Genomic DNA, 17,365 nt, shown 5'->3' with positions numbered 1-17,365 from the left:
AACTTTGAATCTTATTATACGAGGAGGTGAACAAAATTGAACGCAGAAGAAATGGAGCTTGATGTTGCGGTGCATTGCGTGCGATGCGGTGAAGAATTAACCGATGAAACCGGACGTGTGGCGTCACCCGAATGGTACGGTGATACACGATTTGTTCATTACTGCAAAAAATGTCAGCGAGAACAGTTCTCAGAATTTGCGTTCCTTGTATCTCCATATATGGCATTCTTCCTGTGCTGTGCTGCATATAACATTCCTTTCATTCCTGAACTCGTACCAAATATGGAACAAGTGTTTGATGATTATTCGTGGGATGTATACCTAAAAAATATCGATGCTGCGGAAAAAGGAACGCGAATTGATGGCGAACCGTGCGCGTTCTCAGATGGGATTACCGATGTGGAAAAACTGTTCGGAATCACGCAAAAGGTAAAGCTGAATCGTGAAATTGTTTCAGACAACTTGCAATATGAGAAGGCCGGAACAAAACGGCAGCGACGCGACTGGGGCGAGCGCGATGACTGGACAAAGGCAGATTACAACGAACTGGATCGGCTTTATTCCATCCAATCGAAATCATACGAAGCAAACGGCATTGATGCCGAAATGGAATTCAATATCCGGGAAATCTGCAAACTGCTTTTGGACTATCAAAAGCAATGCGCTTCCAGAAATACAAAAGAAGCGAAAGAAATCTACGGCATGATTTCCAAGATGAAAGCTGATAACCTGATGCGCAAGCGCGATGAAGCACCGGTTGCAGCAGTAAAGATTGATACATTGATGGCGGCTCTTGAACGAAATGGCTATGCGAAGAACGGAAAGTTGTTGCCTTACGATCAACTTCTTCCGATTCTACGCGCAGATCATCCGGTATACCCAATGGGGAAGGACATTATCGATCAGATTTTACTTGCCATTTGGAACGCATACCGTCGAAATTCGGGTATGAGCGAGACAGACACTTTGCCGGTTGAAATGCAAATTGATCCTCAACAGGGCGAATTTCAGGAAGGAAGCACAGAAGCCGAAAAGAAACTGATTGAAAGCTTGGAGTTGCCGCCCATGAAATATGAAAGGCCTGATACGTAATGCCTGCGGGTAAATACTGGAATCCAACATTACATAAATGGGTAAAAAGAGGGCAAGCGCGAGCTGCTAATTATGATGAAATCAGTGGCGACAACTGGGCACTCTTACTCTCATATTGGCGATGGTATCCCGATAGAATGCTTGCCGTTCTGGAAGGGGAGGATAGCGATTATACACTGGCGCTGATTCAAGCGATCAATATTCGTGTTATGGCACGGTATCAGCAGGTTTTCATTACTGGTTCGCGTGGCACAACAAAGACTTATTCATCCTTCTTGTCAAAAATGAGTGAAGGCGTTTTGTGGCCGGGGGAATTGATGCGATATTTCGGACCATCGCTCAAACAAACAGCAGAAATTGCAGATGCTACATTCACTCAGATTCGAAAAAATTATCCGGCTCTCGCTGACCATTGGTTGAAAACACAGAATGCCAAAGAGACATTCGAGATGAAAACCGAAACCGGTTCGGAATTCACCATTACTACCATGCGTGGCGATAACTCGCACCAAGTTTTGTGTGAAGAAGTGGGGCAGGAAGAACAGCCAGTTTTCGATCACCGAAACTATCGAAATATTATCCTACCATCTATCCGCTTGCGCCATCAGGTGGACCGCCAACCGGACCCGATGCACATTGACTTTAAAAAGCAGTATATTACATCTGCGTGTCGGCAACAGAATGAAACATACCAATACAGATGTGATGTGTTAAAGGCAATGCAAAATGGAGAAAGCGCATTTATAATCGATTATCCGTGGGAAGTGGCGGTTTTATCAGGTATACGCGATTTGGCATGGGCAGAAGATTTGCGCCGAAAGCTTACCCCCGAAGAATGGATGCGCGAAATGGAGAGCAGATATACTGGCGTAAGCGAAAACTCTGTAATTCGTGATGAAGTTCTGACGGAATCAAAAAAGATCATGGTCATGGAACGCCATCATTGCCAAGACCCGAACGCCATATACATTATTGGATATGACGTATCCCACGAAGAAGGTGCGCGGCACGCAATGTGTGCAGCAGCAATCGTAAAACTGACGACCCAGCATCTTCGCGGAAAGCAAGACACGTATCTCAAGCAGCTTGTGTATGTGCAGGATATGCGTCCGAAAGAAGCTTCTCTACAAGCACAATATCTGAAAGAACTATGGCGTCGATACTCCATGGAGGGCGGCGCTGGTACGTTTATTGCAATCGATAACAAACAGTACGGAAAATCGGTTACAGAGCAGCTAATGAAGGACATGGGAGATGGGCAGCCAATATGCTGCTGGAACCATGATTATCCTGAATTGGAGCAGCCGGACGCGCTTCCGGTTATTTATCCTGTTGTCGCAAGTAATGGTTATCGTGAAACAGGACATGGCGACCCTGACGGCGAAATGCTGAAATATGCAGAAGTGCAGTTTGAACAAGGGAATGTCCAAATTTTAACTACGAACATCTATGAGGGCATAGAAGCCTATAAAACATATCACCATTTGCAAACTTCGGATGAAGATGCGACATTTGCTATCCCCTATGCTAAATGTCGAGAAATGTGTGGACAAATTTCGAATTTGAAGAAAAAGCAAAGCGCAATGAACTGGTCAGAAACGCGCATTTCAAAATCAATTCAACGCGATATGTGGTCAGCTTTCAAATATGCCTTGCGTTTCGCTCAACTTTTAGAGCGAAAAAAGCTTATTGAATCTGTGCGAAAAGAATCCGACTGGACGCCGATGATCGAAAAGCTTGCAAGGCAGAAGAAATTTGCTCCGCAATACCAGAACTATCACCCACGAGTGCTGCATAAACGAGGAAGGTTGTTTTAATGCCTACACAGTATAAGATTTTTCTTCTGCCGACAACGCAGAACAATATTATGTATGCAAAAAAGCAAATATACAGCTTAATATCCCCTGATTATATCCTAATCTATACACCAAACAAACGTGTGCGTGGAGGGAAAAGAATATCAGGAGAAATGTTGAACGCGCGAGATCAATCGTGGGTGCAGCAATGTAATGATGCAATCATCCAGAATGCCATAAAAAGCAATCCAAATATAGCGGATTCGATGATGCGATTTTTGGATTGCTTTGAATCGGAGTTAAGTCAAATACAAAAATCAAAGGGGGTGACACATGTTGCCGAATCAAAGTGATGCACCACAGACGGTATATGAAAAAGTGCTTGCACGATTTAATGAGATAACAAATCAATATTCCCAGCTTCCTATGGGATGGATTATGCAAGCATATGACCGAGCTTCAAACAATCCTTGGATACAAAATCGTCGTGTCAAGCAGATTTCGTCACTTCCCGCAGAGTACAGCAAAGATGATGTAGCAGACGCAATCAGATCACCCGGAGAACATGAATTGATGCTTCGGCAGACGCACCATGCGTTGGAAGCGACTGCATATCCTATGCTCAAGATTCGGAAAGTATATACAGATATTATGACATATCGATATTATACTTCTCCCCATTATATCACTGAAACCGATGCGAAAGACCCAATGTTTCAACGGGAAATGCAGCTTTTGGATAAATTCAATCAAGAGATGGACCCGAAAGCGACAGCGCACAAGATGGCAGGACAGGCATTGCAGGAAGGGAAAGCCTTCTATGCGATACGATACAGTGTAGACAAGGCACATAATAAGGTGAATTATGTTTTCCCGCAACAACTGCCTTCAAACTGGGTAAAAATCATAGGGTTTAACAATATTTCAGGGTATACAGTATCTTTCAATATGTTCTATTTCCTGCAACCGGGCACAGACTGGCGGCAATATGGAGATTTGTTAGAACCGTATATCGGAGATTTTAAGAATGTTGTAGAAAAAGTTCCGTCCAAAGTGGTTTATGCGTCTCATGGCTCATATAGGATCAATTTGGAAAGATTCAACAAACTCAAAAAGAATGCACAAGGTGGCCTTGCCGGAAACCCTGATCCATACATGCAAAATGGACGCTGGGCATACTGGGTGACGTTGCCGGTTGACCGTGTGTTTGTATTCGAGATCGATGATACAAACCCGTTCGCATGTTCTCCAATGACTGGATTGTATTTGTCTATGCAGGCTATTGCTCAGTATGAGCAAGTGCAGCTTGAATTAGTACAGAACCCCCTTGTATCGGTTATGACCGGTGAAATTCCATACTCCAATGATAATACAAGTCAGCAAAAGGACTTGTATAAACTGTCAAACGGCGGACGAGAACTGTTTGAGTATCTTTGGTATCAAATGCTTGCGCAGAACAATACGTCCGGAATTGGACTGTACTTGGCACCGGCGGCGAATTTGAAACTGCATCAGCTAACCGAAGCACCAAGCGCCACTGAGATTTCAACCAACGGATATGCATACACAGTGGAAAAATCTGGACTGGCCGGTCTTATTCCGATTAGCGATAATCCGCGTGCGGGCACGGTAAACATTTCAATTCAGATCGAAGCGCGTTACTGCCTGAGAATCTATCAGCAGTTTGAAAAAATGATGAACTATCTATATTCTCGACTGAACTTGAAATATGAATGGCGATTCCACATGTTTGGTGACATCTATAACGATGAAAAAATGCGGGCGGAAATGCAGAAATCTATGACACTAGGATTGCTTCCAGATTTGTATGTATACAATGCGTTGATGGATAGATCGCTATTGGATGATATGAGCATGAGCGCCGCAGTAAAGGCAAGTGGAATTTTGGATAAACGAATGCCGCTGATTTCTAGTTATACAGCAAAAAATGGCAATCCGAAACTTCCTCCATCGCCTACGGATGATAAGGGTGGTCGCGCCCAAGTTGATGTATCTGATATGACGAGCGAAGGAACCGAAGATTTCAAAGACGCAGAATAATGCGAAAGCAACAATTCAATATTGAACCCTCTCTTACATTGGATTGAGAGTAGAGCCAATCGGGGCTGTAAATCACAGAAATGTGGTTTGCAGCCCCTTTTTTCATGCACAAAAGGATGGTGAAAATGACAAAACGAGACTATTTCAACTATGAAAACCCAAAGTTTTACGCTTTGCGCGACCCGATGCGTGAAGTCATGAAAGCATTCTTGGACGCAGAGCGTTATTTCGCAGCAATCAAAGAAGTGGTTTGGGGACGTTATGCAATGCCATATCTGGCTGATGCAATCCACTCGCTGGAACACAAACAGCCGCCGCGCATTGACCAGTTTTCGGATGCAATGCGGCAGGAAGGATTGGAAATCGAGTATCCAGGGACCGCAGAACTAGCCGAACCGCTTGAGTCGTTGGATGAAGTTTTCCGTGTTTGTGTAGAACTTACGGATTCTATTGACCGCAGGCTGCAAATGTTTATCGACGTTGCAGATAAACGTCGAGGGGCGAATGGTACAGCGCCCAGCGAAATGCAAGGGAAATTCCCAGCGCTGGCACGGCAGGCAGAACAACTGCAAATCGACAACAGCACAGATCGCACCAAACTGCTTGAATCATGGGCCATGTGGGGGAATCAGCCGAGCGCATCCAGCTTTGATAAGTGGGTGAAATCTCGATACGACTTGCCGGATTCTGGGGAGGATGACGATTGATGGGCATAAAAACCAAAAAAACGCCAGATTCGGTTGGACAAATCCGTGTATTGAGCCAAGACAAAAATCTCAACTACGAGATTGAAATGGATGTAATGCGGTCTGGATTGAATGACAACAACTGGGATTATCGCAATCTGGATAAATTTGCAAAAACATTTCGTGGGACTCCGATTTTATGCGCCTATGTAGGTGAACAAATCGGGGACGGCCACAACATGAAGGAAAAGATTGATCCGTTAACCGGAGAAGCATCTTATTCCTTTTTAGCACCTACGGCTGAACGCATTGTAGGTGAAATTTACGATAGACCCGACGCAATCCGTTTGGAGGAACGCGATGGGGAAACGTGGATTATCGCTAAAGGAAAACTTTGGCGTTTCTATAATCCTGAATTGGTAGACAAGATTGCGCGACAGGGGCGCATGGATGTGTCTGCCGAAACCAACGTCACAAAGGCTGTCCGTGCCGCAGATCGTGAGATTTATGAGGAATGGGTTGGCCTTGGCGTAACCATCTTGGGCGATGGCGTCGCTCCCGCAGTTCCCGGCGCACATATTCGCGCCATGAAGGAAATCCAAGGAAAGTTCCATGAACTGCAACTAAGAGCCGCCGCGCTCCAAACAAAGCCGCAAACCAATAACGAAAAAGGAGTGAAGAACACTGTGAATGCAATGAGCAACAAAAAGCTGTTGAAAGCGGTACAGGCGCGTTTCCCGGACTATCGTGTTCTTAACATGAACGATGATGGAACGCATGTCCTGTTGCTTTCGGCAGACGGTTCGCCTTGCGCATATAAGGGAAACGCAGAGGAACATGGTGTGGTTATCCCCGACCGGATTACTCCCATTACCCTGTCTGCACAGCACCAGTTTGATGACGATGTAGCGCTTTCCGTGGACATTTTCTCGATGCTTTCCGAAGCCGTAACGGAAACAAACGAACAATGCGAAACGATGAAGGCACGCTGTGAAGCCGCAGAAGGCCGCGTAAAGGAACTGGAAACCCAAGTTGAAGAAATGAAGAAGCAGGAAACCGCGCGCCGCATGAAAGCATGCGAGGATGCTGTCAAGGATGCCGCAGAGAAGGCAGTCTGCATGGGAATGGATGAAACGATTGCCAACGAAGTCATGGAAGATATCAAATCTGGCAAGTATACATCCATTTGCAATGCGGACGGAGATTGGATTGGCGCTGAAAAAGCCGTGGAAGCTGTAATGGCAAAGATCGGCACAATGGCAGTAAACCAAGCGCAGAACCAAAAGCCGGTCATCAACTACTCATTTGACCCGGATTTCATTAAGACAAACAGTGCCCAAGGCATTGTAGATTCCATCGATTCTTTGGTGCAACGCACCTGCAATTAAATGAAAGGAGATGTAAAAGTACATGGCTTCTATTGCAAATACCTTCTTCGAGGTTAAAAACTCGAATCTTATCAATAACGCAATGCAGAATATTGCCGGTACGTTTGAAACGTCCAGCGAACCGGACATTTGCGCGGCTGGTTTTCTTTGCGTAAAGACTGAACTCATCCCGTGCAGCGGATATACAAACATCAACAACGGCAACCAATGGGTGATGAACGCAGCCACCAGCGGCGCACCGGCGAGCAATGGCACCGCGCCGGAAATTTATGCATTCAACAGCTATGACATCAATACCGTTACCGGTTCCAATGGAAATACATGGAGACTTGGTGCAGAAACCGCAGGTCTTGAACTCCCGGCAGGCGAGATTGGTACATTTACCAAGATTATTGCGGGCGAGATTTATCGATTTGGAACCGGCAACTTCTCTACTACGCCGACTTCGCTTCCAGCATACAAGTATGTAACGATTGCAAACGGTCTGCTGGTTGCATCCAACTCGAAACCGGCTGCGGGTACTGGATTCTACTTCGAAATCCTCAATGCTTCTGGTGCTGAAAACTATACGGTTGCAACCTGGAACGGCGGTCAGTGCTATCGCATGATTGCACAGTACGCTCCGCAAGTTGGTGCATAAGAAAGGGGTTGAATAAAGAATGTCTTTGAAACTTAACAGCATTTCCAATGAAATTTTTGTTTCTCACAAGGGAAATCAAACGGCGGGTATTTCCCGCGATGACCTGATTGCAGGCGGTCGCCTGGTGGCAATGGAATATGCAGGACGCATGAGCAATCAGGTGCGCAAGAACAATGAATATCAGCCGGTACTGAAAGATCAGCTTACATACGCGACTATGGCAAAGGGCCATAAAGAAAAGCTCATGATGTTCTGCGCAGCGTGCGCATATGCACAGCAAGGCAAGCAACCGCCGTCCTCCTACCAAGAGGTCGTTAATGATGTTTCTTTGCAACGCAACGGAACATTTCTCGCTACTATGGCGGGCGTTGTTCGTGAGGTCATCACCCCGCTTCTGCCGTACACCATTGCGAATGCGGGCGGTATGTTGCTGGAAATGACTACTGTTCCCATGGGACAGACCAAGGAAATCACAATTCACAGCAACGACATTTTCTTGTTTGAGGATTCTGCACCGGGCGCAAACCGTTCGGCATCCACCAACTATCTGTACGATGGCACGGTAACACTCAATCCGCATTGGTATACAGCGAATGCAACCATCAAGTGGTATCAGATGGTCGCAAACGATACGGATATCGGCTGGTACTACAACGCAATCATGGCTGGCATGTATTCCAAGATCATGGCACTGTACACCCAGGCTATCTACATTGTTCTTAATTGCCATCCGCTTCACCAAATCCAAATAAATCGGCATCAGTTTCGGGTCGTCTGCGATAATATCTAGGCGGTTCAGCTTTCCCCGTCTTGATTTGCATATACCCTCTTCCGCCATACGCCGCCTACGATTTTCCACTCTGCGCTTTAAGTCCACATGCGCTGTTTGCTCAAGCAGTCGGTAGAGTTCATTATGTATGTCCTGTATATGTGCAGCACCGCCCCATCTATCTGCAATCTGGACATTGACACTCCCCATGCCTAAAGGCAGGGGATTCTCAGTTCAGCGACCGTTGCCTGCACCTGCGAGGTCTTACATAGTCTCCCTGAGCGTATGGGTTTGGGCGTGTCCCGCCCTACCATGCAAAATTTATGCCAACATGCGAAGTCCTTCTGCAAGGATATTCTTCGCTGCATTGACATCCCTATCATGTACCGTGCCGCAATCTGGACACGTCCATTTTCGAACAGCCAAATCCTTTGTGCCAGACCACAATGTACCACAAGCAGAACACATCTGACTGGAAGGATAGAATCGGTCTATGACGACCAGCTTCCGACCATACCATTCTGCCTTATAGGTTAGCTGTCTGCGAAACTCGCCCCACGAAGCATCTGCAATAGATTTTGCTAGTTTATGATTCTTGACCATATTCTTGACAGCCAAATCTTCCATGCAAATGATATCATTTTCACGAATTAGCTTTGTGGATAGCTTGTGTAGCATGTCCTTTCTTTGGTCTGCAATCCGTTCGTGCAGCTGTGCAACCTTTTGTTTTGCCTTATCCCTGCGTTTACTGCCCTTTGTTTTTCTGGACAACTGACGTTGGAGCTTGGCAAGCTTCTTCTGGTTGCTGGTAAGATGCTTATGGTTCTGATATGTGAAACCATCAGAAGAAACGGCAAAAGCTTTTATGCCGAGATCAATTCCGACAGACTTACCTTTTGAAGGCAAAGCATCTATGGATACATCCGTACAGCATAAAGAAACAAAATACTTACCACTTGGGTTTCGACTTACAGTGGCAGACAAAATCCGTCCCTGCACCTGCTTGGAAATGCAGCATTTGACTTTACCTAACTTTGGCAGCTTCACCGCATGTTCAAGAACCTGAATGCTCTTGCCCACACATTTGCTGGTATAACTTTGTCTGGGGTCGTGTTTTCTTTTGAATCTGGGATATCCAGGTTTTTCGCCCGTCTTCAAGCGGCGAAAGAAGTTCTGATACGCCGTATCCAAAAACTTCAATGCAGATTGTAAAGCCGTAGAATCCACTTCTTTCAGCCAATCCAAAGATTTTTTGAGTTCTGTCATATCTTTAGAACAAGCATTGTAGTTCATAGATTCTTTTTTGTCCTTGTGGATTTGTGTTCTCATGGCAAGATAGTGATTGTAAACATATCTGCAGCAACCAAGCGTCTTAGCAATCTGTGCTTCTTGCTCCTTTGTCGGATAGATTCGAAACCGATACGAATATTCCATAGTGATTCACCTCCTTATGATCGCAATTCTTAATATACGGCTTATATCCCCATAGCTGAAGCAAGGGGTATTACGCCGCCTTCGATAAAAGCATCAGCTTTTTCCTGTTGACTCCATCGGCAGATTTCCATAACGCCTTTTCTGTTGTAGATATACACATCTTGTTTTCCACCGGAGGGGTACGCAATCTGCGTTACCCTTGAGAACTTGTCCAGTCTTTCCTTGTGTCTCTTGTGAATATCTGAAATGGCGCGTTTGGGGTTGGAATATCCTAAAGCAGTTCCGATTTGCTCTCGGGTCATGTATACTTGATTTCCGTCGCCATAGAAATCACATTTTACTGTTCCAAATGTTTCGGACTTCAAAATTTGCAACGTAGACGTTTGATTCATTTCTGTGCTCCTTTCATAGAAAATGCATATTGAGTAGCTATATTCAATGCTAAAATTCTATGATAGGTTACGCAGCAATAAACAGCAGCCGAAACGTTTCACGTCCCTTCGGCGTAATGAGTGTTTGTGTTCCTCCCCATCCGGTCTTTTCATTCAAACACTCTTTCAGGCTGAATAGTCCGCTTTCTACATACTGCTGGTAGGGTTGGAGCTTACCTTTCTTATCTCGATAGGCATATTTCTTTTCGATCAGGAAGCTTACAAACTTTCTCGGCGGCACATTAAGTTGCTTTGCCGTTTCGCGGAAATTTGTAAGCAGGTTCCTATCTACGATTTCATCGAAATAGTCCGCTTTGGGTTTCATAATCTGGTTGTCCACAGTTAGTGCGGAATTGGCGATTTCCAATGCCTTGCGCTTCTCTTGTTCATCCTTGAGCGCGGTTGCAATCTTGATAAGGGTGTCTGGATTCATGATTGCGGCTTCGAGTGTTTCCGGTGTCATGTATGCTCCATGCTTGCGAATGGATGGGAGAACTTCATCAAAAATCCAGCTTTCAAACTTATCTGCGCCAGGTAACTCAGACTTTGCCGCCAAGCGGTAAATATCGCCTTCTGGAATGAAATTCATTTCTTGCGTCCCGCTCTTAGTGGGGGTATAACGTTTCGTTATACCCTTACAATGGTCTGAAAGTGCTTTACTGGGATTCTTATATCCCAATGCCTTAGCCACATCCGACCCACAGAAAAGCACTTTGCCGTTTTCCTCGATTGTTCGAATCGTTCCAAACTCTGCATTCTGGAAAATTTGCAATTCATTCATGTTATTGCTCCTTTCTGAGAAAACGAAAAACGGCGCACCCCGACCACTAATACAGATTGACTGTATGAGTGGCGCGGAAGTGCGCCGTTTGTGTGGTCATAGTATATGCGATTTTTCAGCCGAAGTCAAGGGTGTATTCTTTGTGTGAATTACACAAAGATTTCCCGTGCCAACTGCATGGCGTAGCGGTAGCCCAGCAGGAATCCCATGCGCTCGGTCTTGACTTGGTGCATTGCGATGAAATCAGAAGCCGCGTTCACGTCGCCGCTATCTAGCATGCTGCGAACATCTTCGCACGGCAACGACCATTCCGCTTCGTACAACGCATTCAGTTCTGCATCTTCTTCCATTCGGCTTAGTGCATCCGCATGGTGCGCGTTTATGATCTCTGGAAAGGGTCTGTTTTTCATTTTTGCTTTTCCTCCTTGATTTTCCCCAAGGAGGATGATAGAATGGATTTATCATCCTCTTTAGGATTGATACACTAGGCGTTCGTCAAGCTTTGTCACGGCAACGAACGCCTAATTTATTTGGAACTTTGGGCTTTTTCAAACATAATTTCCAATCCGTTCCGCAACACTTCTGCTTTTGTAAGACCTAATACCCTACAACAAAAATTCAGTTTATTAACTTCATCTTCGGTTAAGCGCAAACGATACTGCAAATCTCTTGGATTATTTGATTTCGGTCGCCCAATATTTGGTGACATCTTGCACCTCCTTTCTGGATATCCAAATTATATATCGGATATCCTGAAAAGTCAAGGCGTTTTCCCAAAAATATTTCTTTGCATTTGTATTGGAAATGGATTCTTGATATGGTAAAATAAAAGTAGGGTATAGAGATTGATTAAAAGGGAGGATAGCTATGGAAAACAGAGATAAAGTGGTTGTAGCCTGCCCGAAATGCGGACAAAAACTGCGGTGCGAATTTGGCGGGGCTGGAACATGCCCGAAATGCGGAACTCGCGTAGAATTTCCAGAAAACATTTATCAGGCAGACCCGGCGTTAAATCGTGATGCCATGCAGCGAATAGTTGCCCAACAACGTACAAAAGAATCCGAAAGTATCCAGCCCGATAAGAAGCGCGTGAAAAAGAAGAAAAAATCCATTATGAAAAAAATCATAGTCACCATATTGGCTCTTGCGATTATTGGCGGTGGTGCTTTTGGCGCATTAAAATTAAAAGACTTTCTTTCAAACAAGAACGCCGCAAGCATGGATGAACCTGCGGTTAGTAGCCAAGAATCGGATGATTCTGATGTACAAACAGATGAATCGGGGAATACGGATTTTTTGAAAATATCATCAGATTTTGGACACATTGATTACAATGGGCCTGTCGTTGACCCAACCGAAGGAACAAACGGTTCGGGGTTAGAAGATTCAACACAAAGCTATGAATTTTCAGCGGGAGTTTACGAGATTGGTAAAGATATTGCACCTGGCGTGTATAATATCACATTGGTGTCCGGAAGCGGCAACTGCTTTGTACGAAAGCCAGATGGTAGAAGCGTCGTGAATGAGATATTTGGCGATACTTCACAGACCGGACATATCGCGGTATATCGCAATGCTAAGTTAATGACCGGCGGTGAGGTAGAGATCGGCGGTGGTTTGACCGTATCATTTGGCCCTCCTTCATAATTGCTCTTGCATTTTCCGTTTATGTGTGATATAATAATATAAAATAATATGATTGATGCGGCGCGGAACGCGCCAAAACGTACCAGAATACAAGTCTAGGTATGCTTTGGTGAGTTCTGCGCCTTTTCAGTTTCTTTCCGGTTGGGGATAGAAGAAAGTCGATTGGGGCTGTAATCTGCATTGGGCAGGTTGCGGCCTTTTTTTATTATAGAAAGGCGGTGATGTGATGCCACTATTCCAGCCGACCAACATATTTCCGTCCTCTTTCGCGGGTGTGGGTGGTGGCGTTATTGATGTCACGCAGGACTTAACAATATCATGGCAAGTCAATGGTTCGTCTGCGTTGACAGCATACCAGATTCAAATTTTCGAGAACACAGAAGAATCATCTAAAGTGTTCGACAGCGGAGAAACGCCAGTCAATCCACCATTTTACGGCACAAGCAGCACTGGAACAGTGCAGTTTTATAATGTTCCGGTCCAAGCATCAGCACTGAGCGGTCTTTCAAACGGATTCGAAAGCGGATATAAAATGCTTATCACGCAATGGTGGAGTGGAGGGTCGCTCGAACAGATTTCGCCATCCTTCTTCTGGACAAGATCAGAGCCGACCATTTCAATTCAAGCATTTACGTCACCGGTTACAAGCCGAATGGCAACATTTACAGCCGACTACTCTCAAGCGCAAGGCGATTCTCTGGATTGGTTCCGATGGCAGCTTGCAGTTAAAGGAAGCGAAGATTCTCCGATCCAAGATTCAGGAGAAATCTTTGGAACAGAGGATATCCAAGTCACTTATGACGGTTTGTTGGTTGGAACTACTTATGAAGTACGCTGCCAGATTCAGACCGAGTATGGAATGCAAGCAGATACGGGATGGCAAGAATTTACTGTTCAATATGCAGTAAGCGACTTCACCGGATATGTCGAAGCCTGTCCGGGAATTTATGACGGCATATTGGTTCGGTGGTCGCGTGTGTCGTACATCCCTGGGACAGCTAATGGGAACTATACGATTGAAAACGGCAATTTGAATCTTCCGCTAGGTTCGTCTGTGACTTGGGATGAAAAGAACGGCGCACCTATGGACTTCGAAACTCCGTGGTCGATTGCGTGGTCATCGTTCTATCCACCAAACGGAACATCTCCGGCTCTATCCATAAACGGAACGATCAATGTTAACGTAACGCCAGAGTCCATTTCAATCATGAATGGAGATGTCATAGTTGGTTCTGTAACAATCGATTCTATTCAATCGTCGCTGCCGCTCCGCATTGTAATTACACCAAGAGAACTTCATGTATACTATGCGACCTATAAAGGAGGGCTGTTCCCTAGCGAATCGCTATATCCGTCCAATATATTGTATCCTGATTCTGGAATGATTATATGGAATGCTGTCAAGTCCCCATTGACATGGGTGCAGCCGAACATATCAAGCATTACACTCTATGGACAACAAATATGCCAATGGATAACAGCCCTTGATGGAGAGGTTTCGGGTGATTCACTCCATGACCTACTCTATGATTTGCAATATGAACCCACATGGGGGCTTGATACGTTATTTCTTGCCACATTCAACGATACCGGCCTAAATGCTGGGAACATAACTCCAAATGAAAATTTGGTAGGCGTGGCATTATATCGGCAAGCGCAAGGTGACAGCGCTCTATCTCTGGTAGCAAACTTAGACATATCTACCACAGAAATTGTGGATGAAGGATATAGAAATCAGGTGAATTATACCTATTATGTGTTTGCGCTAGGAGAAACACAGTATGTATCAGATGCTTTGCCATCCAATATAGTATTCCCAATGCACTGGAACTGGACCGTATTAGACTGCATACAAAATTCAGATGGTGTGTATCATGTCAATGGTGTGCATATTTTCCGCAACAATGTGTCTACGGATGCACTTACAAACAACAATACACCGAATATGTTACAGAATTTCACTCCGTATCCGACTCGCCAACCTACCTCGTATAATTATATTTCGTCTACATTAACCGGATATATCGGGAAAGTAGATATGGTAAACAATCGTTATATTGATACAGTTGAGCAAGCCACTGCATTGTGGGAGTTATCTACCAGCACCGACCCTAAGTTCCTGCGAGACAGAAAAGGAAACTTTTGGAGAATAGAAACCCAAGCAGCGATCACCATGCAGACAGGAGATAATCAAGCGCCACAGCCGTATTTCGGGTCTATTCCATGGATGGAAAGTGGGCCGATAAATGGTGCATCTGTAATCTGTCAAAGTGGAGATAACGGATGGAATGATCTTGTGCCACCCGTACAGCCTCAAAGCGATACACAGATCATTGTTACTGCTCCCGTTGGAAGTGAAATCACAATATCGAATGGGACTTATTCGTTTGTTTCTATCTATACTGCTCCGATTCAATATGATCCGCCCACGGCCGGAGAATGGACGGTATCCGGTATGTTAGACGGGTCGGTTGAAACCAAAACAATTACCATAAGTCAAGGACAAACCTATTATGTAGGGCTTGAAATTCGACCTGTTTACGCATATCTTACTGTAACTGCTCCCAGCGGAACCACAATTACAGTCGCAATGGGAGAGTATACCGAAACGCAGCAAGTACCATGAAAGGAGGAAAAATATTTGGGACAAGTAACATTTGAAGTTCCGGGTCCTGGACAATATATCATAGCCGCTGACCCGAATTTGCCGCAACTTGAAAACGCAGGCGCGGATGCAGATGTTTTGCTTGGAAAACAATTCTATTTGGCCAACAACTCGCCTGTCACCGGAACTATGCCAAATTGCGGCGCAGTATCGGCAGAATTGAATGCCGGAGAATCGTTTGACATTCCATATGGATATCATGATGGAGAGGGGAAGATATCTTCCAAATCCCTTGAGAGCCAAACCCAAGGAACGGCAACAGAAAATAGTATTTTATCTGGCGAAACTGCTTGGGTCAATGGGCAACAAATTACAGGAAACGTGACCCCCGGTTCACTGGCATCTGATGCAACCGCCACAGCAAATACCATACTTTCGCCATATACAGCTTATGTTGGAAGCGGCAAAATTACTGGAACAATACCAACAAATAATGATGAAAGTGTAACAATTAGTGGCGCATCCATTTCCGTTCCTGCTGGATACTATGCGCAAGCCGTATCAAAAGCAATTGATACCGTTTCGCAAGCTATACCATCGATCACTGTTAATAGTAGCGGATTGATTACAGCAAGTGCAACACAAGATGCTGGGTATGTGGAGCAAGGCACAGAAAGTGCCACTCAACAACTCGCAGTCCAAGGCGCACAAACCATCACTCCATCCACGTCAAATCAAACCATCGCTGCTCAACAGTATCTTACTGGTGTGCAAACGATTGAGGGCGATACAAACTTGCTTCCCGCTAATATAAAAAGTGGAATTAGCATTTTTGGAGTCCAAGGAACCTATGAAGGAAATACCTTTGCAGTCCCACTAGTGGTAACGGTGGATTCAGGAGCAACCGTTACTGCTATAAATGGCGCAACAGAACTTACCGCAGTTTCGGATGGAACAGCAACTATTCTACTTACATCGCCAGGAGATTGGGAAGTCTCTGCGCAGCTTGCGGATGGAAGATCAACGAATGTTGTAAATATAAGTGTTCCCGCCTCCTATACCGCAACATTGGAGCCAGTTCCGACGGCACAATATTATGGACGGGCTACGTCTCTTACTGCTGGCAGAACTAATTCGGTAAGTACATTAGCAGGAGAATATATGATAATTACCGGAGGTCTCACATCTACGGCTAATTCAGGTTTAGGAATTGAAACTGTGGCATACGATTCGTCTCTCACACAAAATGTTGCATCCGATCTTTATGGATATTCCGTTGCAAATGGGGCAGCAACTTACAATTCGGATTATGGAATTATAGGCCAATCTGAGTATGTAACAGCTTATAATACAAATTTGACGCGAACACAACCAGAAAGTCTAAATGGAGGGGCATTTCAGTCGAGCGCAGAACCAGTAGGAATATATGCCCTATTTGTTTCAGCGCAATCTAACAATTATGCTGGAGCATCGACTGCATATGATGATAATTTAACAAAGACAACCCCCGCATCGGATTCAACATTACGGGTAAATAACTCTAGCGGTCATGTAGGGAATTATGCATTGTTTGTAGGAGGGTATTTTGGAAGCACCCCACTAGATAATGCAATATCCTATGATGAAAACCTTACACAAACTTCATGCATGCCCCTCAGTGAACCATTGAGTTATTTAACTGCTGCCACAAACGGAAACAATGTAATATTTGTGTCCGAACAAATTGTAAATGTATATGACTCGTCCTTGACTCGTACCATATTAAACGAATTGCCCAAAAACATAGGAACTAACGGAGCATCTAGCACTTGCGGATTTTACTCTATTTTCTGCTCAAAAGATATTGCTTATGCTTTCAATTCATCATTGACACGTTCTACTCCAACATCATTGCAAGTTCCAAGGGACCTACTTACATCCGTTTCTAATGGATACTACGCCTTGTTCGCCGGAGGACGAAAGAGTGGATCGAGTTCAGGAAATCCAAATGCTTATTGGTCAAATATCGTTGAAGTATATACAGGAAATTAAATAT

At 44.8% G+C, this 17,365-nt stretch carries 16 protein-coding genes; 11 read left to right on the top strand and 5 right to left on the bottom strand.

Annotation, left to right across the window (positions count from 1 at the left end; genetic code table 11):
- Nucleotides 1-36 precede the first annotated feature (36 nt).
- The 8 genes from EFB11_RS02920 to EFB11_RS02885 all read left to right on the top strand — a co-directional run bounded on the left by EFB11_RS02920 (nt 37) and on the right by EFB11_RS02885 (nt 8,453).
- Nucleotides 37-1,092: a hypothetical protein gene (locus EFB11_RS02920; RefSeq protein ID WP_122788858.1), complete on the top strand. Its 1,056-nt coding sequence runs from the start codon at nt 37-39 to the stop codon at nt 1,090-1,092.
- A complete protein-coding gene (locus EFB11_RS02915; protein ID WP_122788857.1) occupies nt 1,092-2,909 on the top strand; it encodes a hypothetical protein in 1,818 nt (605 codons plus the stop codon). The genes EFB11_RS02920 and EFB11_RS02915 overlap by 1 nt, the downstream gene beginning before the upstream one ends.
- Nucleotides 2,909-3,241 carry a hypothetical protein gene (locus tag EFB11_RS02910; RefSeq protein WP_122788856.1) on the top strand — a complete coding sequence of 111 codons (333 nt, stop codon included), beginning with the start codon at nt 2,909-2,911 and terminating at the stop codon, nt 3,239-3,241. Before EFB11_RS02915 ends, EFB11_RS02910 begins: the two co-directional genes overlap by 1 nt.
- Entirely contained in the window at nt 3,222-4,949 is a 1,728-nt protein-coding gene (locus tag EFB11_RS02905; protein WP_122788855.1) for a hypothetical protein, read from the top strand. The genes EFB11_RS02910 and EFB11_RS02905 overlap by 20 nt, the downstream gene beginning before the upstream one ends.
- A 125-nt stretch (nt 4,950-5,074) precedes the next feature.
- Nucleotides 5,075-5,656: a hypothetical protein gene (locus EFB11_RS02900; protein ID WP_122788854.1), complete on the top strand. Its 582-nt coding sequence runs from the start codon at nt 5,075-5,077 to the stop codon at nt 5,654-5,656.
- Nucleotides 5,653-7,023: a hypothetical protein gene (locus EFB11_RS02895; RefSeq protein WP_164706579.1), complete on the top strand. Its 1,371-nt coding sequence runs from the start codon at nt 5,653-5,655 to the stop codon at nt 7,021-7,023. The genes EFB11_RS02900 and EFB11_RS02895 overlap by 4 nt, the downstream gene beginning before the upstream one ends.
- 22 nt (nt 7,024-7,045) lie before the next feature.
- A complete protein-coding gene (locus tag EFB11_RS02890; protein WP_122788852.1) occupies nt 7,046-7,663 on the top strand; it encodes a hypothetical protein in 618 nt (205 codons plus the stop codon).
- Between the two features lie 19 nt (nt 7,664-7,682).
- Complete coding sequence (locus EFB11_RS02885) at nt 7,683-8,453, top strand: hypothetical protein (RefSeq protein WP_122788851.1); 771 nt, start codon at nt 7,683-7,685, stop codon at nt 8,451-8,453.
- 300 nt (nt 8,454-8,753) lie between these two features.
- On the opposite strand, the gene tnpB is transcribed toward EFB11_RS02885, so the two are convergent.
- The 5 genes from tnpB to EFB11_RS02860 form a co-directional block, all read right to left on the bottom strand.
- Nucleotides 8,754-9,866: an IS200/IS605 family element RNA-guided endonuclease TnpB gene (gene tnpB / locus EFB11_RS02880; RefSeq protein ID WP_122788850.1), complete on the bottom strand. Its 1,113-nt coding sequence runs from the start codon at nt 9,864-9,866 to the stop codon at nt 8,754-8,756.
- A gap of 41 nt (nt 9,867-9,907) precedes the next feature.
- Nucleotides 9,908-10,258: a BRO family protein gene (locus EFB11_RS02875; RefSeq protein WP_122788841.1), complete on the bottom strand. Its 351-nt coding sequence runs from the start codon at nt 10,256-10,258 to the stop codon at nt 9,908-9,910.
- Between the two features lie 67 nt (nt 10,259-10,325).
- Nucleotides 10,326-11,078, bottom strand: coding sequence for a phage antirepressor KilAC domain-containing protein (locus tag EFB11_RS02870; RefSeq protein WP_122788849.1), 753 nt, complete (start codon nt 11,076-11,078; stop codon nt 10,326-10,328).
- Nucleotides 11,079-11,227: 149 nt separating this feature from the next.
- The gene (locus tag EFB11_RS02865; protein ID WP_122788839.1) at nt 11,228-11,488 is read right to left on the bottom strand and encodes a hypothetical protein; all 261 of its coding nucleotides are present in this window, start codon (nt 11,486-11,488) and stop codon (nt 11,228-11,230) included.
- Nucleotides 11,489-11,604: 116 nt separating this feature from the next.
- Nucleotides 11,605-11,787: a hypothetical protein gene (locus EFB11_RS02860; protein ID WP_122788848.1), complete on the bottom strand. Its 183-nt coding sequence runs from the start codon at nt 11,785-11,787 to the stop codon at nt 11,605-11,607.
- Nucleotides 11,788-11,945: 158 nt separating this feature from the next.
- Between EFB11_RS02860 and EFB11_RS02855 the strand changes: the two genes are divergently transcribed.
- From EFB11_RS02855 to EFB11_RS16710, 3 genes are all read left to right on the top strand, one after another.
- Entirely contained in the window at nt 11,946-12,725 is a 780-nt protein-coding gene (locus tag EFB11_RS02855; RefSeq protein WP_122788847.1) for a zinc ribbon domain-containing protein, read from the top strand.
- Between the two features lie 226 nt (nt 12,726-12,951).
- Nucleotides 12,952-15,351: a hypothetical protein gene (locus tag EFB11_RS02850; protein WP_122788846.1), complete on the top strand. Its 2,400-nt coding sequence runs from the start codon at nt 12,952-12,954 to the stop codon at nt 15,349-15,351.
- Between the two features lie 15 nt (nt 15,352-15,366).
- Nucleotides 15,367-17,361, top strand: coding sequence for a hypothetical protein (locus EFB11_RS16710; RefSeq protein ID WP_164706578.1), 1,995 nt, complete (start codon nt 15,367-15,369; stop codon nt 17,359-17,361).
- Nucleotides 17,362-17,365: the final 4 nt, after the last annotated feature.

It is taken from the genome of Intestinibacillus sp. Marseille-P6563 (assembly GCF_900604335.1).
Classification (GTDB): domain Bacteria; phylum Bacillota; class Clostridia; order Oscillospirales; family Butyricicoccaceae; genus Butyricicoccus_B.
This window is presented reverse-complemented; position numbering and strand designations above follow the sequence as displayed.

Coding starts and splice junctions, on each gene's coding strand:
- EFB11_RS02915 (WP_122788857.1), top strand. CDS start 1,092: ATGCCTGCGGGTAAATACTGGAATCCAACATTACATAAATGGGTAAAA.
- EFB11_RS02910 (WP_122788856.1), top strand. CDS start 2,909: ATGCCTACACAGTATAAGATTTTTCTTCTGCCGACAACGCAGAACAAT.
- EFB11_RS02905 (WP_122788855.1), top strand. CDS start 3,222: ATGTTGCCGAATCAAAGTGATGCACCACAGACGGTATATGAAAAAGTG.
- EFB11_RS02900 (WP_122788854.1), top strand. CDS start 5,075: ATGACAAAACGAGACTATTTCAACTATGAAAACCCAAAGTTTTACGCT.
- EFB11_RS02890 (WP_122788852.1), top strand. CDS start 7,046: ATGGCTTCTATTGCAAATACCTTCTTCGAGGTTAAAAACTCGAATCTT.
- EFB11_RS02885 (WP_122788851.1), top strand. CDS start 7,683: ATGTCTTTGAAACTTAACAGCATTTCCAATGAAATTTTTGTTTCTCAC.
- tnpB (WP_122788850.1), bottom strand. CDS start 9,866: ATGGAATATTCGTATCGGTTTCGAATCTATCCGACAAAGGAGCAAGAA.
- EFB11_RS02875 (WP_122788841.1), bottom strand. CDS start 10,258: ATGAATCAAACGTCTACGTTGCAAATTTTGAAGTCCGAAACATTTGGA.
- EFB11_RS02870 (WP_122788849.1), bottom strand. CDS start 11,078: ATGAATGAATTGCAAATTTTCCAGAATGCAGAGTTTGGAACGATTCGA.
- EFB11_RS02865 (WP_122788839.1), bottom strand. CDS start 11,488: ATGAAAAACAGACCCTTTCCAGAGATCATAAACGCGCACCATGCGGAT.
- EFB11_RS02860 (WP_122788848.1), bottom strand. CDS start 11,787: ATGTCACCAAATATTGGGCGACCGAAATCAAATAATCCAAGAGATTTG.
- EFB11_RS02855 (WP_122788847.1), top strand. CDS start 11,946: ATGGAAAACAGAGATAAAGTGGTTGTAGCCTGCCCGAAATGCGGACAA.
- EFB11_RS02850 (WP_122788846.1), top strand. CDS start 12,952: ATGCCACTATTCCAGCCGACCAACATATTTCCGTCCTCTTTCGCGGGT.